The following is an 18,229-nucleotide window of genomic DNA, read 5'->3' as shown; positions in this document are numbered from 1 at the left end:
GGGTTCAGGAGATCGGGCTCAGTTCCATCGGCTCGATCTTGCCCTCCAGCATGGTGCCCAGCCCTTGGACCGCGCAGATGTCGGGTCGCTCGGCGATGTGCACCGGCATGCGGGTGGCCTGGCGGAGCATCTGGTCGAAGCCGGGCAGCAGGGCACTGCCGCCGACCATCATGATGCCGCGGTCGGCGAGGTCGGCCACCAGGTCGGGCGGGCAGTCGCGGAGCACCTTGCCGATGCTGTCGAGGACGGCGGTGAGCGGTGTCTGGATGGCGTCCCGTACGGCCGCGGTGTCGACGTGCACGGAGCGGGCGAGGCCGGTGCAGACGTCGCGGCCGTGGATCTCGGTGGAGGCGGGGCCGTGCGGGGTGAGCCCGTTGCCGGACAGGGCGAGCTGGAGCGGCCGTACGTTCTGGCTGGGCAGCATCAGCTCGTGCTCGTGCCGCAGGTGCTGCACGATCGCGTGGTCCACGGCCTCGCCGCCGACCCGGATCCGCTCGGCGGTGACGATGTTGCCGAGGGAGAGCACGGCGACCTCGGTCGCGGCGGCCCCGCACACCATGATCATGCTGGCCTCGGGCTGCTCCACGGGCAGCCCGCAGCCCACGGCGGCGGCGATGAGGGTGTCGACGAGCTCCACACGTCGGGCGCCGAGACCGACCAGGGTCTCGATCGCCGCGCGCTGGGCGAGCGGATCGGCGTCGTGCGGCGTGCAGGCCGCCGCGCGCAGGAACGGCTTGCGGCGCAGCGCGCGGCGCATCTTGTCGCCGAGCAGGTGCCGCAGCATGCGCTGCGCCATCTCGATGTCGACGACGGTGCCGCCGGAGACGGGCCGCATGACGCGGATGTAGGCCGGCGTGCGGCCGGTCATCCGCTCCGCGAACTCGCCGACCGCGATCAGGGCGCCGGTTCGGGTGTTGACGGCGGCGACGGACGGCTGGTCGACGACGAGCCCCGAGCCCTTCACATAGACACGGGTCCTGGCCGCCCCCAGATCGACGGCGAAGTGGCATCGACGCAGCTGCTCCAGAGTGGCGGTCATGGGGGTCCTCCCGGAAAACGCAGACCATGGGTCCGCCGGGTGGGTGGCGGGCCTCGCTCGGTGTGTGGGGATCGTGTTGTCCGAGCCCGCCTCGCGGCGGGCCTCCTTGACATCGATCGTGGGGTCGCCCGGCCGGGGGGCGCCTTCTGGAGGGGGCCGGGTGGGGTGCGGCTGAATGGGGGTTATCCGCTGCCCCCGCCGCGAGCCTCCTTGGGGATCCGGGCCTGTTCGTCCAGGCGGAGGCTGATGAACGGCATGAGAGGCCCGCGCCGCGACCGCGGTCGTCACGGTCGGGCGCGGGCCGTGCCGACGACGCGGCCGTACCGAGTACGGGCCGCGCCGCTGTTCAGGAGAAGCGATCGGCTTCGCCCGGGAGCCCTTCGTCCCAGCTCCGGACCACACCGAGTTCCACCAGGTCCTGGGGACGGATGCGCAGCTGGTCCGCTGTCGCCTCCACCTCCTGCGGCGGGCGCTTCAGGATCGCCGCCGCCATCTCCGGCCCGATCACCGAGAAGTAGCTGTCCGGCGTCGCCCACGTGTTGCCCGGGGCGGCCAGGGCCAGGGCGCCGCCCGAGCCGCCCTCGCCGATGAGGAGGGTGGTGATCGGGGTGCGGGCGGAGGCCACCGCGCCGAACAGGTCCGCGATGGCCGCGCCCACCCCCTGCCGTTCCGCCTCCGCGTCATTGGCGGCGCCCGGTGTGTCCACCAGGGTCAGCACGGGGATGCCGAGCCGGTCCGCGAGGCGGATCAGGCGGGTGGCGGTGCGGTAGCCGGCGGGACGGGTGGCCGCGCCGGTCTGGGCGGCGTAGGCGATCGTACGGCCGTCGTGCGCGCCGAAGCCGCAGAGCATGCCGTCGGGGTCGGTGCCGCCGCAGCGGTCGCCGCTGATCGTGACGCGGTGGGTGAAGTAGGCGTCCAAGTAGGCGTCGGCGCGGGGGCGGCGGGGAGAGCGGGCGCATTGGACCGCGGCCCAGCCGGTGGCCGGCAGGTCCGTGGTGCCGAGGGGGGCCGGTGGTGGGGCGGGGGTGGTGGAGGGGGCCGTCAGCAGACGTAGCCAGCGGGCCAGTTGGCCCCGTAGCTCCCCGGGGCGCACCACCGCGTCCACCGCCCCCGCCGCCACCTGCGCCTGTGCCGTGTACGCCGCCGGGTCCGCGTCCGGCGGGCGGACCCGGGAACCGGCGAAGCCGATCTGGGCGCAGGGCAGGGCGAGGCTCACGTCGGCGCCGGCGCCCAGGGTGGCCCAGCCGCCGCCGGTCGTCGGGTCCCGGAGCACCGCGATCTGCGGGAGCCCGGCCTCCCGGGTGAGCGCCGACTGGCGGGCCACGCGCTGGAGTTGGGTGAGGGCGAGCATGCCCTCCTGCATCCGGCTGCCGCCCGTCGCCACCAGCGGGACGACGGGGAGGCGGTGGGCACGGGCGTGGGCGTACGCCGCCTCCAGCCGGTCGCCGGTGCGCTCGCCCAGCGAACCGCCGAGGAAGCCGAACTCGAAGGCGATCAGGACCGCCCGCGTCCCCTCGATCGTGCCGGTGCCGCAGACCACCGACTCGTGCTCCCCGGTGCGTTCGACGGCACGGGCGCGCGAGGCGTCGTAGCCGTCCCAGGCGAGAGGGCCGTCCGGTGCCGACTGCCCTTCCCGGTACGGGAGTTCGGTGAAGGAGGAGCCGTCGGTCAGCAGGGCGACGACCTGCCGGGCCGCGAGCCGTTCCGTCATGAGGTCAGCGCCCGCTTCATGATCTTCCCCATGTCGTTGCGGGGGAGCGCGTCCAGGTGGTGGACCTTGCGGGGGCGCTTGTGCGGGGCGAGTCGGGCGGCGACGTGGTCCGCCAACTCCGCGATTGTGGGCGGCGACTGGGGGTCGGCCGGGACGATCCACGCCACGATCCGTTCGCCCAGGTCAGGGTCCGGCTCTCCGGTGACCGCCGCCTCCCGCACCCCCGGATGCTCCAGGAGCGCGTTCTCGATCTCGCCCGCCCCGATCTTGTAACCCCCGCTCTTGATCAGGTCGGTGGCCTTGCGGCCGACGATACGGACGTACCCGTCGGCCTCCCGCACCGCCATGTCGCCGGTGCGGAACCAGCCGTCGGCGGTGAACGCCGCGGCCGTCGCGTCGGGGCGGTTGAGGTACTCGGTGAACAGGTTCGGGCCGCGCACCTGGATCTCGCCCACCGTCTCGCCGTCGTACGACGTGATCGGCGTCCCGTCCTCCTCCACCAGTCGCAGCTCCACGCCCGGCAGCGGCACGCCGACGGTGCCGGCCCTGGCCTCGCCGTCCGCGCGGACGCTGGTGTTCATCAGCGTCTCCGTCATGCCGTACCGCTCGACGACCCGCTGCCCGGTCGCCGCCGTGATCCGCTCGTGGTCGTGGAGGGGGAGCGCCGCGGAACCCGAGACGAGCAGGCGGGCCTTGCCCAGTGCCTGGGCGAGGCCCGGGTCCTCGGGCAGTGCCTGGGCGACGCGGTGGTACATCGTCGGCACGCCGAACATCATGGTCGCGCCCTCGTTCAGCTCCCGCGTCACGCCCTGTGTGCCGAAGCGGCCCAGGTGGCGCACCGATCCGCCGCGGCGCAGCGGGCCGAGGATCCCGAGGACCAGGCCGTGCACATGGAACAGGGGCAGGCCGTGGACCAGTACGTCCTCGCCGGTCCACTGCCAGGCGTCGGCGAGCGCGTCCAGGGTGTGGGCGACGGCCCGGCGGGGGATGACGGCGCCCTTGGGCGGGCCGGTGGTGCCGGAGGTGTAGACGATGAGGGCGGGGTCCTCGCCGGACGAGGACGGCGCGGGGAGCGGAGTGGTGCCGGGCCCGTCGGAGTCGGGCTGAGCTGCTGCCTCTACGTCCGTGCGTGCCGGGTCGGTCTGAGGTGCTGTCTGTGTGTCCGTGCGTGCCGGGTCGGTCTGAGGTGTCACCTCCACGTCGATGCGCGCCAAGTCGGCCAGGGGGGCCGGCAGTTCGTCCCCGGCTGCCGCCAGCACCACCGTCGGCGCGCAGTCGGACAGGATGTGCCCGAGCTCCTTCTCCCCGGACTTCGGGTTGAGCGGTACGGCGGCGACACCGGCCTCCAGCGCCGCCACCACCGCCACGGCGGTCTCCAGCGCCGGGGTCGCCCAGACGGCCACTCTGTCCGCCCAGCCGATCCGTGCCGCGAGGGCACCGGCGGCGGCGCCGAGCTCGCCGTATGTCAGGGTCCGGTCGCCGAAGCTCAGGGCGAGTCGCCCCGCCGGACCGGCCGTCAGGGCCGGGAAGAGAGAGGACACGCGTGGTACTCCTTAGCTGTTCAACGGACACCGAGTGCTGTCGTCCACCGGCCTACCCCCAGCCCGGCACGACCATCAACAGCCACACCACCGCGGGTACCACCGCCACCACGATCCCTCCGTACATCATCAACTGCCGGAAGAAACGCTCACGGTCGACGTCGGGTGCCGCGGCCAGCACCAGCGCGCCGTTGGTCGAGAAGGGGCTCACGTCGACCACCGTCGCCGACACCGCGAGCGCCGCCACCATGCCGACCGCGCCGATCTCCCCCTGCGCCAGGAACGGCACGGCGAGCGGGATGAGCGCGCCCATGATGCCGACGGACGAGGCGAACGCCGAGACGATCGCGCCGATGTAGCAGAGCAGTACGGCGGCCAGCAGCGGTACGCCGATGCCGCCGACGCCCTCGCCGGCCCAGGTGATGGTGCCCATCTCGTCGAGCACGCCGACGTACGTCAGCACACCGCAGATCAGCAGCACCGTCGGCCAGTCGATCTCGCCGACCGCCTTGCGGCTGTCGTCGGGCCAGACGGCGCTGAGGACTACGGCGAGGGTGATCGCGGTCAGGCCCGCGTCCAGGTCGAGGACGAGGACGGCGATGACGAGGGCGACCAGGGAGAGGAGGGTCGCGATGCGGGGCGGGGTGAGGGTGAGGGCGGGGGTGGGGGCAGGGGGCGTTTCGCGGGTGGCGGTCGCCGTAGGGGTGGGCGAGAGGTGGGTGCCGGGTTCCGGGGTCGTCCCCGAGCCGCTTCGTTGTGGCTGGTCGCGCAGTTCCCCGCGCCCCTTCAGGGCGCCTCCGTCGACCTCCGCCGCCGAGCCCTGCCTCCACAGCCGGAGCCCTCCGCACACGACGAACACCACCGCCGCGATGACGAGGTTGACGATCAGCGAGGCCAGGAACAGTGTGACCTCGTTGCCGGGCAGCTTCTCCCGTTCGACGATGCCGTTGACGATCGAGCCGTAGATGCTGATCGGCGAGAAGCCGCCGCCCTGCGCGCCGTGCACGACCATCGCGCCCATCAGCAGCGGGCTGATCCCGTACCGCGCGGCGAAGCTCAGCGCGATCGGCGCGACGATCGCCACGGCGGCGGGGCTGACGGCTCCGATCGCGGTGAGCGCGCCGGTGAGGGCGAACATCACCCAGGGGATCAGTGCCACCCGGCCGCGCACCAGCCGGACGGAGGCGTGCACCAGCCAGTCGGTGGTGCCGTTGGAGCGGGCGATGGCGAAGAGGTACGTGACGCCGACGAGGACGACGAACAGGTCGCCGGGGAAGCCGGCGAAGACGCCGTCCGCGTCGAGGTCGGCGACCAGCGTGCCGACCGCGAAGGCGGCGGCGAAGGCCAGCGCGCCCATGTTGATCGAGCGGGTCGTCGCGACGACGAACACCACGGCGAGGACGAGGATCGAGATGAGTTCGGGGGACATGCGGGCTCCCGTCTTTGGGTCCCGGAGCGGTTGCGGGGTTCCACACCTTGGATTGGCCAAGTGGCTGAGCCAATTGGGGTGATGGCTGGAAAGCGTGGGCGGGCGGGCCGGGAACGTCAAGGGTTCGCACAAGAATTGGCTCAGCCAATTGGCCACTCGATGCGCCGATCACCCCTGCGCCCGGTGTTACGCTCCCGACGAGAAGGGGGAAATCGTGACCGACGCCCTGCGCCCCATGACCAAACAGCGCCTCTACGAGCAGGTGCTCGACCGGTTGCGCGCCTACGTCGCCGAAGGCGGTCTCGGCGCCGGGGACCGCCTGCCGACCGAGCGTGATCTGGCCCAGCGGCTGGGGGTCAGCCGGGCCTCCGTGAAACAGGCGATCGTCGTGCTGGAGGTGCAGGGCCTGGTCGAGGTACGGCACGGGGGCGGCATGTACCTGGTCCGCGACAGCCTCGACGTGGAACCCGTGGAGCGGATGGTCGAGCGCCGCCGGCGGCTGCCGGACGTCCTTGAGGCCCGCGAGGCACTGGAGACGAAACTCGCCGAACTGGCCGCCGAGCGCCGCACGGAGGAGGACCTCACGGTGATGCGGTCGGCGCTCGCGCACATGGCGAAGGAGATCGAGGACGCCGGCCACGGGGTCGAGGGCGACCGCCTCTTCCACGCCGCCGTCACCGCCGCCGCGCACAGCAGCATCCTGGCCGAGTTCATGCGCTCCATCGCCGGCCAGATCGCCGAGAGCCGCACCGAGTCCCTGCGTCAGCCGCACCGGCCCGCCCGCTCCCTCGCCCAGCACCAGGCCATCCTCGACGCCATCGCCGCCGGGCAGCCGAGTCGCGCCGCGGCCGCCATGCGCCGCCATGTCCGTACGGTCGCCAAGGTGCGGCTGCTCGACTGGGAGCCGGACGGAGAGAGCTGACCGCGGCCGTCGGCCGGCTCCCGCCCGCCCACCCGAAGCGCGTGGCTGACGGCGCTGTCGGTGGTTCTCAGGCCGGCGCCGGATCCACCACGTCCGCCACCACGTGGTGGCAGCGCGCACACCTGACGGATCCGGGCCAGCGGCATCCCCAGCCGCCGCAGCCACGCCACCAGCCTGGCCCGCTCCAGCTGTGCGACGGCGTAGTACCGGTACCCGGTGTCCGGGTCGACCCGGCCGGGCTTCAGCAGACCCAGCTCGTCGTACAGCCGCAGCGCCTTCGGCGACAGCCGGACGGCCTTGGCGAAGGCCCCGATCGTCAGCATGTCCTCGCGCATCGCGATCCCCTCCGCTTCCTCGCACCGATGCTGTGGCTTCACCGAAGGTGAAGGTCAAGCGGCCTGTCCCGGTTCCGCAGGCGCTTGTTAGCCTGCGCATCGCACACCCGTCCGACATGGAGGAGCCCGGCGTGCCCCGCATCGCCCTCGTCACCTGCCGCCCCGGCGACCGGATCAGCGTGGACCGCGACCTGCCCGTGCTGGCGCGGGCGCTGACGGAGGCCGGGGCCGAGGCCGACATCGTGCACTGGGACGACGAGACGGCCGACTGGGGCCGCTACGACCTCGCCGTCATCCGCTCCACCTGGGACTACAGCTGGCGCGCCGCCGAGTTCCTGGCGTGGGCCGAGCGCTGCGGCAAGGCCACCCGGCTCGCGAACCCGGCCGGCGTGGTGCGCTGGAACGCCGACAAGCGCTACCTCGGCGACCTCGCCGCGGCCGGCGTGCCGGTCGTGCCCACCCGCTACCTCGCCCCCGGCGACAGCGCCGACCTCCCGGCCGACCACGAGTACGTCGTCAAGCCCACTTCCGGCGCGGGCGCCCGGTTCGCCGCCCGCTACACCCCCGACGAGCACGAGACGGCCCTGCGGCAGCTCGCGCGCATGCACGCGGAGGGGTTCACCGCGATGGTGCAGCCCTACGTCGAGAGCATCGACGTCAGCGGCGAACGGGCGCTGCAGTTCTTCGGCGGCCGCTTCCTGCACGCCGGCCGCAAGGGCGCCGTCCTCACCCCGGGCACGCCCTACGACGAGCGCAAGGTCGCCCACCCCGGCCTGGAGCCCTGGACCCCGACCCCGGCCGAACTCGCCGTCGCCGAACGCGCCCTGGCCGCCGTACCCGAGGCCGCCGAGCTGCTGTACGCGCGCGTGGACCTCGTCGACGGGGAGGACGGGCAGCCCCGCGTGATGGAACTGGAGTTGGTCGAACCGAACCTGTTCCTGTGGCTGCACCCCGGGTCGGTGCCGCGGGTGGTGGAGGCGATCCTGGCGGCGTCCGCCACCGCCCGCTGACCCGGCGCTCCGGACTACCGGACCGCCACCCGCTGCAACAACCCCCAAGTGAACTCCGCCACCACTTCCCGCCCCACACCGCCCTCGTCCGGCGCCGTGAACGCCAGACCCCACCGCGTGGGAGCCGTGCCCTCCAGCGGGCGGGCCGGGGCGAAGGCGCGCGCCGCCTCGTCGACCGTGCAGGACCAGGGGGTGAGGTCGGCGAGGGTGCGCAGGGGCGGGGCCGCGGCGCCGGGGGCGCGGACCAGCCACTCGTTCCAGACCGCGCCGTTCGGGGCGAGCAGCACCTCGAAGCGCAGGTCGGGCCAGAGCGGGAGCGGCCACAGCCAGGCCTCGCAGTCCAGGTCGCCGACCTTGCGGGTGACGACGGACTCCGGCGCGCCCAGCACCGACCGGTACCGCGAGGCGGCCGCGCGCGCCCGCGGAGAGCGGACCATCGCCTGCCACCGCTTGTTCGCCTCGCGCATCCCGGCGAGAGAGACGCCCAGCTCACGGCGGGCGTCCTCCACCAGGTCCGGATTGTGGTCGGCCATGCGACGCAGCAGCACCAGCTGGAAGTCGGCGGCGGTGAACGGGCTAGCGGGAGGCTTTCCGGAGGGCATGCGACCCATGGTCGCGCACCGGTCCGGCGGGCCGGCGGCCGTCCGGCAGGAACAGGACGGAGTTGACGTAGCGGGGCCCCCGAAGGGCAGCGAACGGCAGGACCCGGCGCAGGAGGCCCTGGGAGGCGACGTACGACGCCTTCGCCTGGTGCGCCTCCAGCGGGAACGACGCCAGCGGCACCCAGCTGCTGCCGGGCAGCACCCAGCCGTCGTAGCGCAGCAGGGACAGGTACGTCACCACCGGCGCGATCGGCTGGATGCGGGACTCCAGTTCCACGAAGAGCGCCGGGCGGTCGCGGGCCAGGACGCCCGTCGCGCCGCGCAGCACCGCCAGCTCGTTGCCGTCCACGTCGACCTTGATGAAGTCGACGTCCTTGAGGCCGAGGTCGTCGAGGGCGACGCAGGGCACGTGCAGGGCGCGGGCGTGGATGTCGCGGCGGACCAGCGACGACACACCGCGGTCGCCGGAGTCGCCCGGCGGCAGCCACAGGCGGGCCGTGCCGGGGCGGTCGGAGGCAGCGGCCTGGATCACGCGCACGTTCGGCGGGGTCCCCGAGGCGAGGAGGCGCGCCAGATGGGGGACCGGTTCGACCGTCACCACCTGCCGTGCGCGTCTGCGCAGCCGGTGCGTCCAGGGGCCGTACCAGCCGCCGACGTCGACCGCCGTGCCGCAGCCGGGCGGGCACAGGTCGGCGATCCGGGCCAGCTCCGGTTCGAAGCGCGGATAGACGGCCCGGGCGGTCGCCGCGACCAGCTTCACCGGCAGGAACGGGGCCAGGCGCGCTGCCATCGTCCTGGTCATGTGGCCATCCGTTTGAGGAGTTCCTCGTGCTCGTCGTCGCAGACCTGCCGGCCGGAGTCCGGCAGCAGCTGCGGGATGCCGTCGATGATCGGGTAACGGCGGTGCAGGCGCGGGTTGTACAGCGCCTCGGCCGCCTCCCCGGCGTTCTCCCCGGCGTTCTCCCCGGAGTCCTTCCCGGTGTCCTTCCCGGTGTCCTTCCCGGCCGGGGTGTCCGGCACGACCAGGTGCAGCGGCCCCTTGTCGAGCGGGCAGGCCAGGATCCGCAGGAGTGGGTCGTCGGGCTTCACGGTGGCGTCAACTCCTTGGCACCGATGGAGGGTTGAGAGGACGGAGCGGGCTGCCGGTCGTGCCGGGGCATCGACATCAGTACGGTCAGGGCGAGCGCCGTGCCCGCCACCCGCAGCGCCAGCCGCAGGGGGTCCTCGGGCAGCGCCTCGCCGAACGACAGCGTGCCGAGCACGGCCGTGTACACGCAGGTCACCGTCGTGCACACCGGCACGATCAGCGAGGCCCGGCAGCGTTGCAGCGCGGCCTGCGACATCACCAGACCGAACGCGCCGGTGAAGAGCAGGAGATACGGGTACGGCGAGCGGAACAGGTCCAGCAGTGCGCCGGCCCATCCGCTCGTCGTCAGATGGCTCGACACGCCCTTGATCGCGAGGGAACTGACCCCGTACAGCAGCCCCACCGCCACGCCGTACTCGACGCCGGTCGTCGGCAGCCGGTGCCGGTGCCGGGTCCTGCGTTCGGCCGAGCCGTACAGCCACACGCCCGCCGCCAGCGACGGCACGCACACCAGCAGGATCAGCGGGTACGGGGCGGCCTGCCCGACCTTCTCCCCGCCGTCGGGCCCCTCTCGCAGGGACAGCACGACCATCAGCAGCGCGGCGAGGATCGCGCCGAGCGCGTACCGCTCCCGCCCGCTGGTCTCCTCGCCCAGCAGCCGCGCGGACAGCAGCACGAGCAGCACCAGGCCGGAGACGAAGATGCCCTGCGCGGCGGCGATCGGCAGGGTGCGGTAGACCACGAGCTGGGCCGCGAAACCGGCGGCGAGGGCGAGGGAGCCGCCGATCCACAGCGGGCTGCCGAGCACCAGCCGCAGCAGCCGCGCGGGCCGGCGGATCGTCACCTCCGGCAGGGCGGTGAGCGCCCGTTTCTCCAGGACGAAACCGAGGCTGTACAGGGTGTTCGCCATCAGGGCCGCGGCCACTCCCCACCACATGGTCCCCGCCCCCTAGGCCCGCCGCGCGTGCAGGAGCAGGATCGAGGCGAGCGAGGGCCTTTCACAGGCCAGCCGGTCGAGCGGGCGCAGTGCCCGCGGTACGCCGTGGAAGGGCGCACCCGCCAGCCGTACGACCTCGAAGCCGGACGCGGCCACGAACTCCCGCAGCGCGCGGGCGGTGTAGAGCCGCAGGTGCCCCACGACCTCCCGCCCCGGCCGGCCGTGGATCCCGCGCAGGCTGACCTCCGAGAACACCGGCTGCACCCCGGCCAGCAGCAGGGCCCGGTTGTACCAGGCGGCCAGGTTCGGGGTGGACAGCATCAGATGGCCGCCGGGACGCAGCACCCGGCGGATCTCGTCCAGGGCGGCGTCCGGGTCGACGAGGTGCTCGATCACCTCGCTGAACAGCACGGCGTCGGCGGAGCCGGTCAGCAACGGCAGCCCGCCGTCGGCGAGTTCACCGCGCACCGCGTACGGGATGCGGGTGCGGGCCCGCCGCAGGGCGTCCTGGGACCAGTCCAGGCCGACGATGCGGTGGCCGGTGAGGAAGGGGGCGGCGGTGGCCGCGGCGGTGCCGTCGCCACATCCGATGTCGAGGACGGTGCGCGCCCGTCCGGCGGCCGCCGGGCCCAGGGCCTCGGCGAGCATGCGGGCCTGGCGGCGGCTGCGGGGGGTGCCGGAGGCGACGGGGACGGCCGGGTTCTCGTAGAAGTCGCGGAGGTCCTTCGGGGGTGGGGCGGTCGTCGTCACTCGGTCACCTCCGTGGCGTGCAGGTAGTGCTCGAACAGGTCCCGTAGACGGGCTCCGTCGCCGTGGCCGAGCAGGGTCCGCGACCAGCGCAGCGCGAGGTGGAGGCGGCCGGCCGTGGAGGCGGTGGTGACGGTCAGGCCGCGCGGCATCCGGGCGGGCGCCGAGAACCACACGGCGTGCGCCCGGCCGGCGTCCGCACCGAAGTCCAGGGCGTAGGGGATACGGCCGATGTTGCTGAGCAGGGTCGTCGACGTCCAGGGCGCGGCGGCCCTGCGCAGGCCCCGGGTGACGGCGGCGCGCCAGGCGACCGGGACGACCGGCGCGGTGAGGAGGGCCGCGCCGTGGCCGAGCTGGGGCCGGGGGAGGGACTTCAGGGCGCGGGTGCGGGTGGCCGTGCGGTGCAGCAGGGCCGGCATGTCGGCCGGCGCGTGCGCGGCCGACTCCGCGGGTGTGAAGGGGACTTCGACGAGGCGGGTGCCGTTGCCGATGGGCATGGTGGCGTCCCGTGGGCGGTCGTCCACGGGCATGGTGATCCGCAGCGGGCGGGGCCGGTCGCCGTGTTCCCTGTTCCAGTGCGCGATCGTCAGGGCCGTGGTGACCATGAGCTGGTCGTTGACGGTGTAGGGGGAGCCCTTGGGGCGGTGCGGCAGGGGAAGTTCGGTGACGAGCATGCCGTTGCCTCGAGAGCTTGGGGGAGGCTCGGGGGTGCCGGGCGCCACCCGCGCGGGCGGTGACCAGTTGGAGGGGGTCTCCTCGGGCGGCGGCGGGGCCTCCTGCGTGCGGACCGGCGCGGCCGCGGGGGCGTTGTCCCGGCCGCCGTAGATCTCGGCGGCGGTGGCGAGGACGCGGAGGCAGGCGGGGCCGTCGAGGGCGGTGTGGTTGATGGTGAGGAAGAGGACGGTCCCGAGCGGCTCGGGAGCCGCCGTGCGAGCCTTGCCGCGTCCCCCGCGCTCGCCCACGGCGTCCGTCGCCTCGCTGCCCTCGACGGGCCCGCTCCGCTGGACGACCTCCAGCCTGATCGGCGGCGACAGGGTCAACGGCGGCGCCTGGGTGAGCGCCCTGGTCCGCGCGTCCCGCAGGGCGTTGCGCCCGGGCGCCGGAAAGCTCACCACCTCCACGTCCGGCTCCGCCGTCAGCTCCCATTCGTACCGGCGCCGGTACCACCGCCCCGGCGCCTCCCGCATCAGGATCCGCGGATGCCGGCCCAGCGCCTGCGCGAACGCCGTCCGCAGCCGCTCCTCGTCCAGCCGTCCCGGCAGATGGACCTCGATATGGACCGTCTCCGGCTCCTCCTCCTGGAGGCAGTGCCGGGCGACCTCGTCCACGACGGGGAACGGCACACGAACCGGCGGCCGCGACGGGCCCTCGGCGCGTGCGGGTTGCTGGAGCGCGGTCATGGGGCCTGGCCCTTTCCGGAGTGGTGTGTTGCGTTGCGGGTGGTGGCGCTGTGGTGCTTGGTGGGTGCCGGTGCGGTGTCGTCTTGGTGAGGGTGCCGGGCGTCTGCGTCGGTGAGGGCCGGCAGGCGTGATGGCCGCTTGGTGCGGGTGGGTCGCTGGCGTGCGGTCATGGGGCCTGGCCCTTTCCGGAGTCGTCCTTCCCGCCGTCGGCGGGGCCGGTGCCGTGCTGCCCGGCGTCCTCGGGGCCGCTCGCCCGCAGGCGCGGCCCGCGTGGCGGGATGCGCGTGGTCGGTGGATCGGGGTCCGGTACGCCGGGACCGCGGGCCGAGACGGTCGGCCCGGACGCGGAGGTGTGCGGCCCGGACTCGGGGGCGGCCGGTCCGGACTCGGTGGCCGCCGGTCCGGACTCGGTGGGCGCCGGTCCGGACTCGGTGGGCGCCGGTCCGGACGCGGGCGGCGGACAGCTCCTACCCGGCTCCCACTCGCCCCCGGGATCCGTCCCGAGCGGACTGCGCCCGCGCACCCGATGCGGCAACGGCTGCGTCGGCGCCTGCGGAGCGACGCCCGGCGTACCGCCTCCCGCGCTCACCGGGGCCCCGGCACCCCTCTCCCGCACACTGACGACAGCGGCGAACAACCCGAGCAGCGCCAGCACTTGGGCCGTGCGCCCGAAGGCCCCGTCCCCGGCGCCCACCGGCTCCCCGGCCCCGACCGCCGCGGCGATCCCCGCCCCCGCGAGCGCCAGGAACGCGAGCGGCACCAGCAGGGCGTGCCTGCGCCACGCCAGCAGGGCCAGTGCCGGCACCAGCAGCGCGAACCAGCCGGCGACGAACACGCCGACCACCGTCAAGGCGACCGTGCCGAGCCACAGCCCCGGCAGCGGCGCGGCGGTCTGCGGCTCATCCGTGTTCGGCGACCGGCGGCGCCACAGCACCAGCCCGGCCAGCAGGGCGACGCCGACCGCGCCGCCGATCAGCCCGGCCTCGTAGGCCACCGCAGGCTCGTACGACAGCGCGACCGTGCCCCCGGCGCCCGCCGGGATCCGCCAGCCCTGCTGCCAGCCGTCCAGCCGGACCGGCGTGAGCTCCTTGCCGTTCAGCGTCGCCCGCCAGCCGTCGTTGAAGTTCTCGTACATCGTCAGATAGCTCGCCGCGCCCGAGCCCACGGTCACCGCGCGCCGGTCGCCGAGCCAGTCCCGTATCCCGAGGTCGCGTGCCGCGGTCGTGGCCTCGGTGACCGTGCCGCGGGTCAGCGTGACCTCGGTCAGCGCGAGCGGTCCGCCGTCCCCGGCCTCCACCCGGTGCTCCCCGGACGTCAGCCGCAACGCGGCGTCCTCACGCCCCTGCTGACAGAGCGTCACCTCGACCTGGCGCCGTTCGACCAGATCGCCGACGGTCCCGCGCACGCTCGTCCGGTACAGCTCCCCGTCCACCGAGACGACAGGCCCCTTGCCGCACGGCAGCGAGAACGGCCGCGAGTCGCGCGGCTTGGGGGTCCGGTACTGGTCGAGGGCCGGGACGTAGGCCTCCGTGAGGCCGACCGGGAGGTGCAGGTCCTCGTCCACCACCGGGTTGTAGAGGGTCAGCGGGGCCGTCTCCGTGACGGTGATGTCCAGGCGGTCGGTGGTGATCGGCGGGAAGCGGACGTTTCCGTTCTCGTCGACGCCCGCGATCGCCGCGCCGTCCGGAGAGCTGATGTGGACCTCGGTGGGCCGGGTGGAGAGCCCGCCGGCCGGCGCCAGCACGATCTCCCCGACGGCCTGCTTCCCGGGCCAGCGCAGATGGACCGTCGGCCGGTCGCCCGCGATCCACGCCGTGGTCAGGTCGCCGTCGGTCAGGTTGCGCGGCGACAGCCCCGCCCCCAGCCGCGCCGTGGAGTCGGCGGTCGCGACGATCCGGCTCCGCTGGTCCGGCGCCACCTCGTACAGCAGCTCGTCCAGCTCCGTGCCCGCGACCGGCACCGCGCTCGCCCGCATCTCGTACGTCCCCGCGCCGGCCGTGCCGAAGCGCCGGTGCAGGCCCGCCTCCGTGCCGGTCGCCGACAGGCCGGTCGGATCGGCCGAACGCGAGAGCGAGACGATCTCGGCGGCTGCTGCGGAGTCCTCGGCGTCCGTCGGCAGCCGCAGCAGCCGGGTCACCGTCACGTCCGGCAGGGCGATCTCGGAGAAGCCCGCACCGGTCAGCCCGGCCTGCCGGGCCACCGAGTCGACGATCGTCAGCTTCATCCAACGCGTCGCGCCCGCGGGCGCCTTGACGCTCTGGGCCGTACCGTCCGGCCGCAGGAAACTGCTCACCGACCCCTTCTCCGTCTCCACCCGCACCCGCGTGGCCGCCGCCCGCACCGCCTCCTGCGGCAGCGGCGTCACCTTGAACGACGACGGCATGTCGTACGACCCGCCCGCGAAGGCGATCCGCAGCCACTCACCGTCAGGCGAGCCCTCCGAACCCTCGGTCCACGCCGTGTCCGGGTTGCCGTCGAAGGCGTTCACCGGGTCGAACTGCGGCAGATGGAAGAGCCAGCTGCCGTACGAGGACGCCGTCACCGACCGCGCCCCGCGCAGCTCGGCCACGGTCTGACGGCCGGCGCCGCTGGTGGGCAGGATCTGGTGCGGTTTCTCGCCCGCGTCCTGGGCGGCGTCCGGCGCGTTGCGCTCGTCGCGGGTGTACGTGTACGAGGTGTTGGCGTTGACCAGCCCGAACCGGGTGTCCGCGCGTCGCAGCCCGTCGCCGGTCACCTGCACCTGCGGTGAGCCGAGCCCGGGGTGGTTGTCGCCGGTCAGCACGCTCGGCCTGCCCCGCAGCTGTGACGCCAGCGGCAGCAGCGCCTCCGGGCCGCCGGAGACGACGGCCGTGTCGGCGACCGGTCGCAGCCCGGCCTGGTGCGGACGCGGCACGTCCGCGTCCGCCGGCCGGTAGATCTCCACCGCGCGCTGCCGTGGATACAGCCCCTCCACCTGGAGCGGGGTGCCCTCGGCGATCCGCCCGCCGGTCATCACCGGCCCGATGCCGGTCACCCGCTGGTACCCGGACTGCTCCAGGGCCCGCTTCACCGTCGTCGTCGGGACCGAGCCGATCTGGTCGGGGTCGAGGTCGTTGCGGACGACGACGTAGTACACGCCCGCCCGGCTCAGGAAGTCGGCCAGCCCCGGCACCTGGCCCCCGGTCATCAGGGCCTGCTCGACGGCGTCCATCGCGCGCCGGTTGCCGGGCGTGCCGAAGGGCACGTAGTCCCGCTGCGCCCAGCGCGAGTCGGCGAGGACGTCGAGGGGCTGGTCGATGGTCGAGCCCCAGGTGTAGATGCCGTGCGCGGTCGCCGGGACGACGAGGGCACGGGCGTCGGGGGAGTACTTCTCCATCCAGTCGGCCGTGCTCTGCCAGTACTCGGGGATCTCCTTGAAGGAACCCGGGTTGAGGATCGAGCCGTTGAGGTACGGCAGCAGCAGACCCGGCAGCACCAGCACGGCCGCGATCAGCGCGGCGAACCGCCGCCCCGGCACCGGCCGCGCCCCGCGCGCCTCGGCCGCCACGCCCACCAGATGGGCGAGGCCGAGCACCAGCGCCAGGGCCAGCCCCGTCTGGAACTTGTAGATGTTGCGGAAGGGGACCAGCCAGCCGTTCAGCCAGTCCTGCACGACCCCGTGGAAGGGAGCGCCGAACGCGCCGCCGTACCCGGCGAGCAGGATCAGCGCCACCGTCACCACGGTCAGCACCAGCCAGCGCCGCTCCGGCATGTCCCGCCGGGCAAGGCCCGCGAGCCCCAGCCCGGCGGCGAGCGCCGAGCAGACGACCGCGACGACGGACGCGGCCACGGTCCAGCCGGCCGGCAGCCAGGCCTCACCGAAGTGCAGATAGGCGACCCAGTTCCCGCCGCCGCGCAGCGCCTCCGTCGCCGACATGGTCTCGGTGGTGGTCTGCGAACTCTCCACGTAGGGAAGGAAGTTCTCCCCGTACGTGCCGAGCAGCAGCAGCGGGACCACCCACCAGGCGGTCGCCAGGATCACCCCCGGCACCCACCAGCCGATCAGCTTCCGCTGCCGGGGCCCCGGCGGACGGGACAGCAGATACAGCCCGACGGGCAGCAGCGAGGCCAGCGTCGAGGCCGCGTTGACGCCGCCCATGAAGGGGATGACCAGCGCCGACCGCAGCGCGGCGACCCGCGCCGTGTACCGCTCGTTCGTCAGCGGCAGCAGCACCCACGGCAGGAACGCACCCGGCAGCGCGGCAGCGGACGTCGACCCGACGACGATGGTGAAGACGGGCCACAGCGCGTACGCCACGGCCGCCACCAGCCGGGACCCTCCACTGCCCACCCGCAGCCGCTCCGCCAGCCGCAACGCGCCCCAGAAGGCGACCGAGACGATCAGCGACATCCACAGCCGCTCCGCCATCCACACCGGCAGCCGTACGAGATCGGCCAGCCAGTAGAACGGCAGCATCGGCCACAGATAGCCCGCGTACTGGTCCTGTATCCCGCCGAAACCGCCCTCGTCGTGCCACAACTGCCCGAGGTCGGCGAGGAACCGCCCCGGGTCGACGGTTACACCCAGCTTGGTGTCGAAGGTCTGCCGCCCCGGCTGCGCCGCGAGGAACAGCACGAACACCACGGCCCAGAACCCCAGCAGCCAGCGCCGCGACCGCGGACCCTCCGGCGGGCCCGAGGCGGGCGCGGAGGCGGGCACCGCCGCCGGGGGAGGAGCCTGGACCGTGGTCGTCGTCATGGTGGACACCGCCTGAGGATGAGGAGGAGGTTCCAGGTGGCGAACTCACGGATGCCGGGCACCTTCACCACGGTCTCCGCGAGGAACGGCCAGTAGCGGGAGCGCGCCGAGACGACCTTCACGTCGTCGCGGGCGCGCACCAGCCGCAGGGTGGCGCCGATGTGCACGGCGAAGAGGTTCTCGCCGAGGGTGTGCTTGGCGGCCCGCCCGGTGCGCCGGCGGTAGCGGGCCCGGGCCCGCTCGGCGCCGAAGTAGTGCCAGGGGGCCCATTCATGGCCGCCCCAGGGGGACAGCCAGTTGGTGAACGACACATAGATCAGCCCACCGGGCCGCGTCACCCGGGCCAGCTCACTGAGAAAGGTCTGCGGATCCGCCACGTGCTCCAGCACGTTGGAGGAGAAGGTGACATCGGCGACGCCGTCCTGAAGGGGCAACAGGTATCCGTCGGCGAGGACGGTTCCTTCGGGCGGCTTCTCGCCGAGTTCGCGCAGGTCCGGCTCGAAGAGGTACGCGTACGCGCCCCGCTGCCGGAACTCCTCGGTGAAGTACCCGCCACCGCCACCGACATCGACGACGACCCGCCCGTCGACGGAACCGTCGTGGGCCTCGACCTGATCCACGGCGTCGCGGGCGAGCAGCGAGTAGCAGGCTTCGGGGTCGTCCTGTTCACGCAGGAACGCCCGGAAGAGGGCGAGGGAGCGCCCAAGAGACGGATCCTTCATGCGCCGGTCCGGTGTCGCGCCCCCATAGGG

At 73.8% G+C, this 18,229-nt stretch carries 14 protein-coding genes and 1 pseudogene; 2 read left to right on the top strand and 13 right to left on the bottom strand.

The features are described from left to right. Positions 1-4: 4 nt before the first annotated feature. The 4 genes from mreB to AC3ETA_RS00440 form a co-directional block, all read right to left on the bottom strand. On the bottom strand, positions 5-1,039 hold the full coding sequence (mreB, locus tag AC3ETA_RS00455; RefSeq protein ID WP_432190783.1) for a rod shape-determining protein: 1,035 nt from the start codon (positions 1,037-1,039) through the stop codon (positions 5-7). Between the two features lie 346 nt (positions 1,040-1,385). Beyond that, positions 1,386-2,750 (bottom strand): carboxyl transferase domain-containing protein, encoded by a 1,365-nt coding sequence (locus tag AC3ETA_RS00450; protein WP_432190782.1) that lies wholly within the window; start codon positions 2,748-2,750, stop codon positions 1,386-1,388. Next, positions 2,747-4,291, bottom strand: coding sequence for an acyl-CoA synthetase (locus AC3ETA_RS00445; protein WP_432190781.1), 1,545 nt, complete (start codon positions 4,289-4,291; stop codon positions 2,747-2,749). The genes AC3ETA_RS00450 and AC3ETA_RS00445 overlap by 4 nt, the downstream gene beginning before the upstream one ends. A 52-nt stretch (positions 4,292-4,343) precedes the next feature. Further along, positions 4,344-5,720, bottom strand: coding sequence for an SLC13 family permease (locus AC3ETA_RS00440; RefSeq protein WP_432190780.1), 1,377 nt, complete (start codon positions 5,718-5,720; stop codon positions 4,344-4,346). 214 nt (positions 5,721-5,934) lie between these two features. On the opposite strand from AC3ETA_RS00440, the gene AC3ETA_RS00435 reads away from it, so the two are divergent. Further along, complete coding sequence (locus AC3ETA_RS00435; protein ID WP_432190779.1) at positions 5,935-6,642, top strand: FadR/GntR family transcriptional regulator; 708 nt, start codon at positions 5,935-5,937, stop codon at positions 6,640-6,642. 89 nt (positions 6,643-6,731) lie between these two features. On the opposite strand, the pseudogene AC3ETA_RS00430 reads toward AC3ETA_RS00435, so the two are convergent. Beyond that, positions 6,732-6,977, bottom strand: a pseudogene (locus AC3ETA_RS00430) (MerR family transcriptional regulator); the annotation flags it as partial. A 131-nt stretch (positions 6,978-7,108) separates the two neighbouring features. Between AC3ETA_RS00430 and AC3ETA_RS00425 the strand changes: the two are divergent. After that, positions 7,109-7,987 carry an ATP-grasp domain-containing protein gene (locus AC3ETA_RS00425; RefSeq protein ID WP_432190778.1) on the top strand — a complete coding sequence of 293 codons (879 nt, stop codon included), beginning with the start codon at positions 7,109-7,111 and terminating at the stop codon, positions 7,985-7,987. 14 nt (positions 7,988-8,001) lie between these two features. Here AC3ETA_RS00425 and AC3ETA_RS00420 read toward each other — a convergent pair whose 3' ends face one another. From AC3ETA_RS00420 to AC3ETA_RS00385, 8 genes are all read right to left on the bottom strand, one after another. Continuing rightward, positions 8,002-8,598 carry a hypothetical protein gene (locus AC3ETA_RS00420; RefSeq protein ID WP_432190777.1) on the bottom strand — a complete coding sequence of 199 codons (597 nt, stop codon included), beginning with the start codon at positions 8,596-8,598 and terminating at the stop codon, positions 8,002-8,004. Beyond that, complete coding sequence (locus tag AC3ETA_RS00415) at positions 8,564-9,391, bottom strand: FkbM family methyltransferase (RefSeq protein ID WP_432190776.1); 828 nt, start codon at positions 9,389-9,391, stop codon at positions 8,564-8,566. The genes AC3ETA_RS00420 and AC3ETA_RS00415 overlap by 35 nt, the downstream gene beginning before the upstream one ends. Beyond that, a complete protein-coding gene (locus AC3ETA_RS00410) occupies positions 9,388-9,678 on the bottom strand; it encodes a Trm112 family protein (protein WP_432190775.1) in 291 nt (96 codons plus the stop codon). Before AC3ETA_RS00410 ends, AC3ETA_RS00415 begins: the two co-directional genes overlap by 4 nt. Further along, entirely contained in the window at positions 9,675-10,601 is a 927-nt protein-coding gene (locus AC3ETA_RS00405; protein ID WP_432190774.1) for a hypothetical protein, read from the bottom strand. Before AC3ETA_RS00405 ends, AC3ETA_RS00410 begins: the two co-directional genes overlap by 4 nt. Before the next feature lie 24 nt (positions 10,602-10,625). Then, positions 10,626-11,363, bottom strand: a complete 738-nt coding sequence (locus AC3ETA_RS00400; RefSeq protein ID WP_432190773.1) for a class I SAM-dependent methyltransferase — start codon at positions 11,361-11,363, stop codon at positions 10,626-10,628. Continuing rightward, positions 11,360-12,760 carry a condensation protein gene (locus tag AC3ETA_RS00395; protein WP_432190772.1) on the bottom strand — a complete coding sequence of 467 codons (1,401 nt, stop codon included), beginning with the start codon at positions 12,758-12,760 and terminating at the stop codon, positions 11,360-11,362. The genes AC3ETA_RS00400 and AC3ETA_RS00395 overlap by 4 nt, the downstream gene beginning before the upstream one ends. A 166-nt stretch (positions 12,761-12,926) precedes the next feature. Beyond that, the gene (locus AC3ETA_RS00390; protein ID WP_432190771.1) at positions 12,927-17,477 is read right to left on the bottom strand and encodes an alpha-(1->3)-arabinofuranosyltransferase domain-containing protein; all 4,551 of its coding nucleotides are present in this window, start codon (positions 17,475-17,477) and stop codon (positions 12,927-12,929) included. Beyond that, complete coding sequence (locus AC3ETA_RS00385) at positions 17,474-18,199, bottom strand: class I SAM-dependent methyltransferase (RefSeq protein WP_432190770.1); 726 nt, start codon at positions 18,197-18,199, stop codon at positions 17,474-17,476. Before AC3ETA_RS00385 ends, AC3ETA_RS00390 begins: the two co-directional genes overlap by 4 nt. Positions 18,200-18,229: the final 30 nt, after the last annotated feature.

The organism is Streptomyces sp. bgisy027 (assembly GCF_057710365.1).
This window is presented reverse-complemented; position numbering and strand designations above follow the sequence as displayed.

Excerpts from the sequence above, each read along its gene's own strand:
- AC3ETA_RS00415 (WP_432190776.1), bottom strand. The coding sequence starts at position 9,391 with ATGACCAGGACGATGGCAGCGCGCCTGGCCCCGTTCCTGCCGGTGAAG.
- AC3ETA_RS00390 (WP_432190771.1), bottom strand. The coding sequence starts at position 17,477 with ATGACGACGACCACGGTCCAGGCTCCTCCCCCGGCGGCGGTGCCCGCC.
- AC3ETA_RS00440 (WP_432190780.1), bottom strand. The coding sequence starts at position 5,720 with ATGTCCCCCGAACTCATCTCGATCCTCGTCCTCGCCGTGGTGTTCGTC.
- mreB (WP_432190783.1), bottom strand. The coding sequence starts at position 1,039 with ATGACCGCCACTCTGGAGCAGCTGCGTCGATGCCACTTCGCCGTCGAT.
- AC3ETA_RS00420 (WP_432190777.1), bottom strand. The coding sequence starts at position 8,598 with ATGGGTCGCATGCCCTCCGGAAAGCCTCCCGCTAGCCCGTTCACCGCC.
- AC3ETA_RS00385 (WP_432190770.1), bottom strand. The coding sequence starts at position 18,199 with ATGAAGGATCCGTCTCTTGGGCGCTCCCTCGCCCTCTTCCGGGCGTTC.
- AC3ETA_RS00450 (WP_432190782.1), bottom strand. The coding sequence starts at position 2,750 with ATGACGGAACGGCTCGCGGCCCGGCAGGTCGTCGCCCTGCTGACCGAC.
- AC3ETA_RS00395 (WP_432190772.1), bottom strand. The coding sequence starts at position 12,760 with ATGACCGCGCTCCAGCAACCCGCACGCGCCGAGGGCCCGTCGCGGCCG.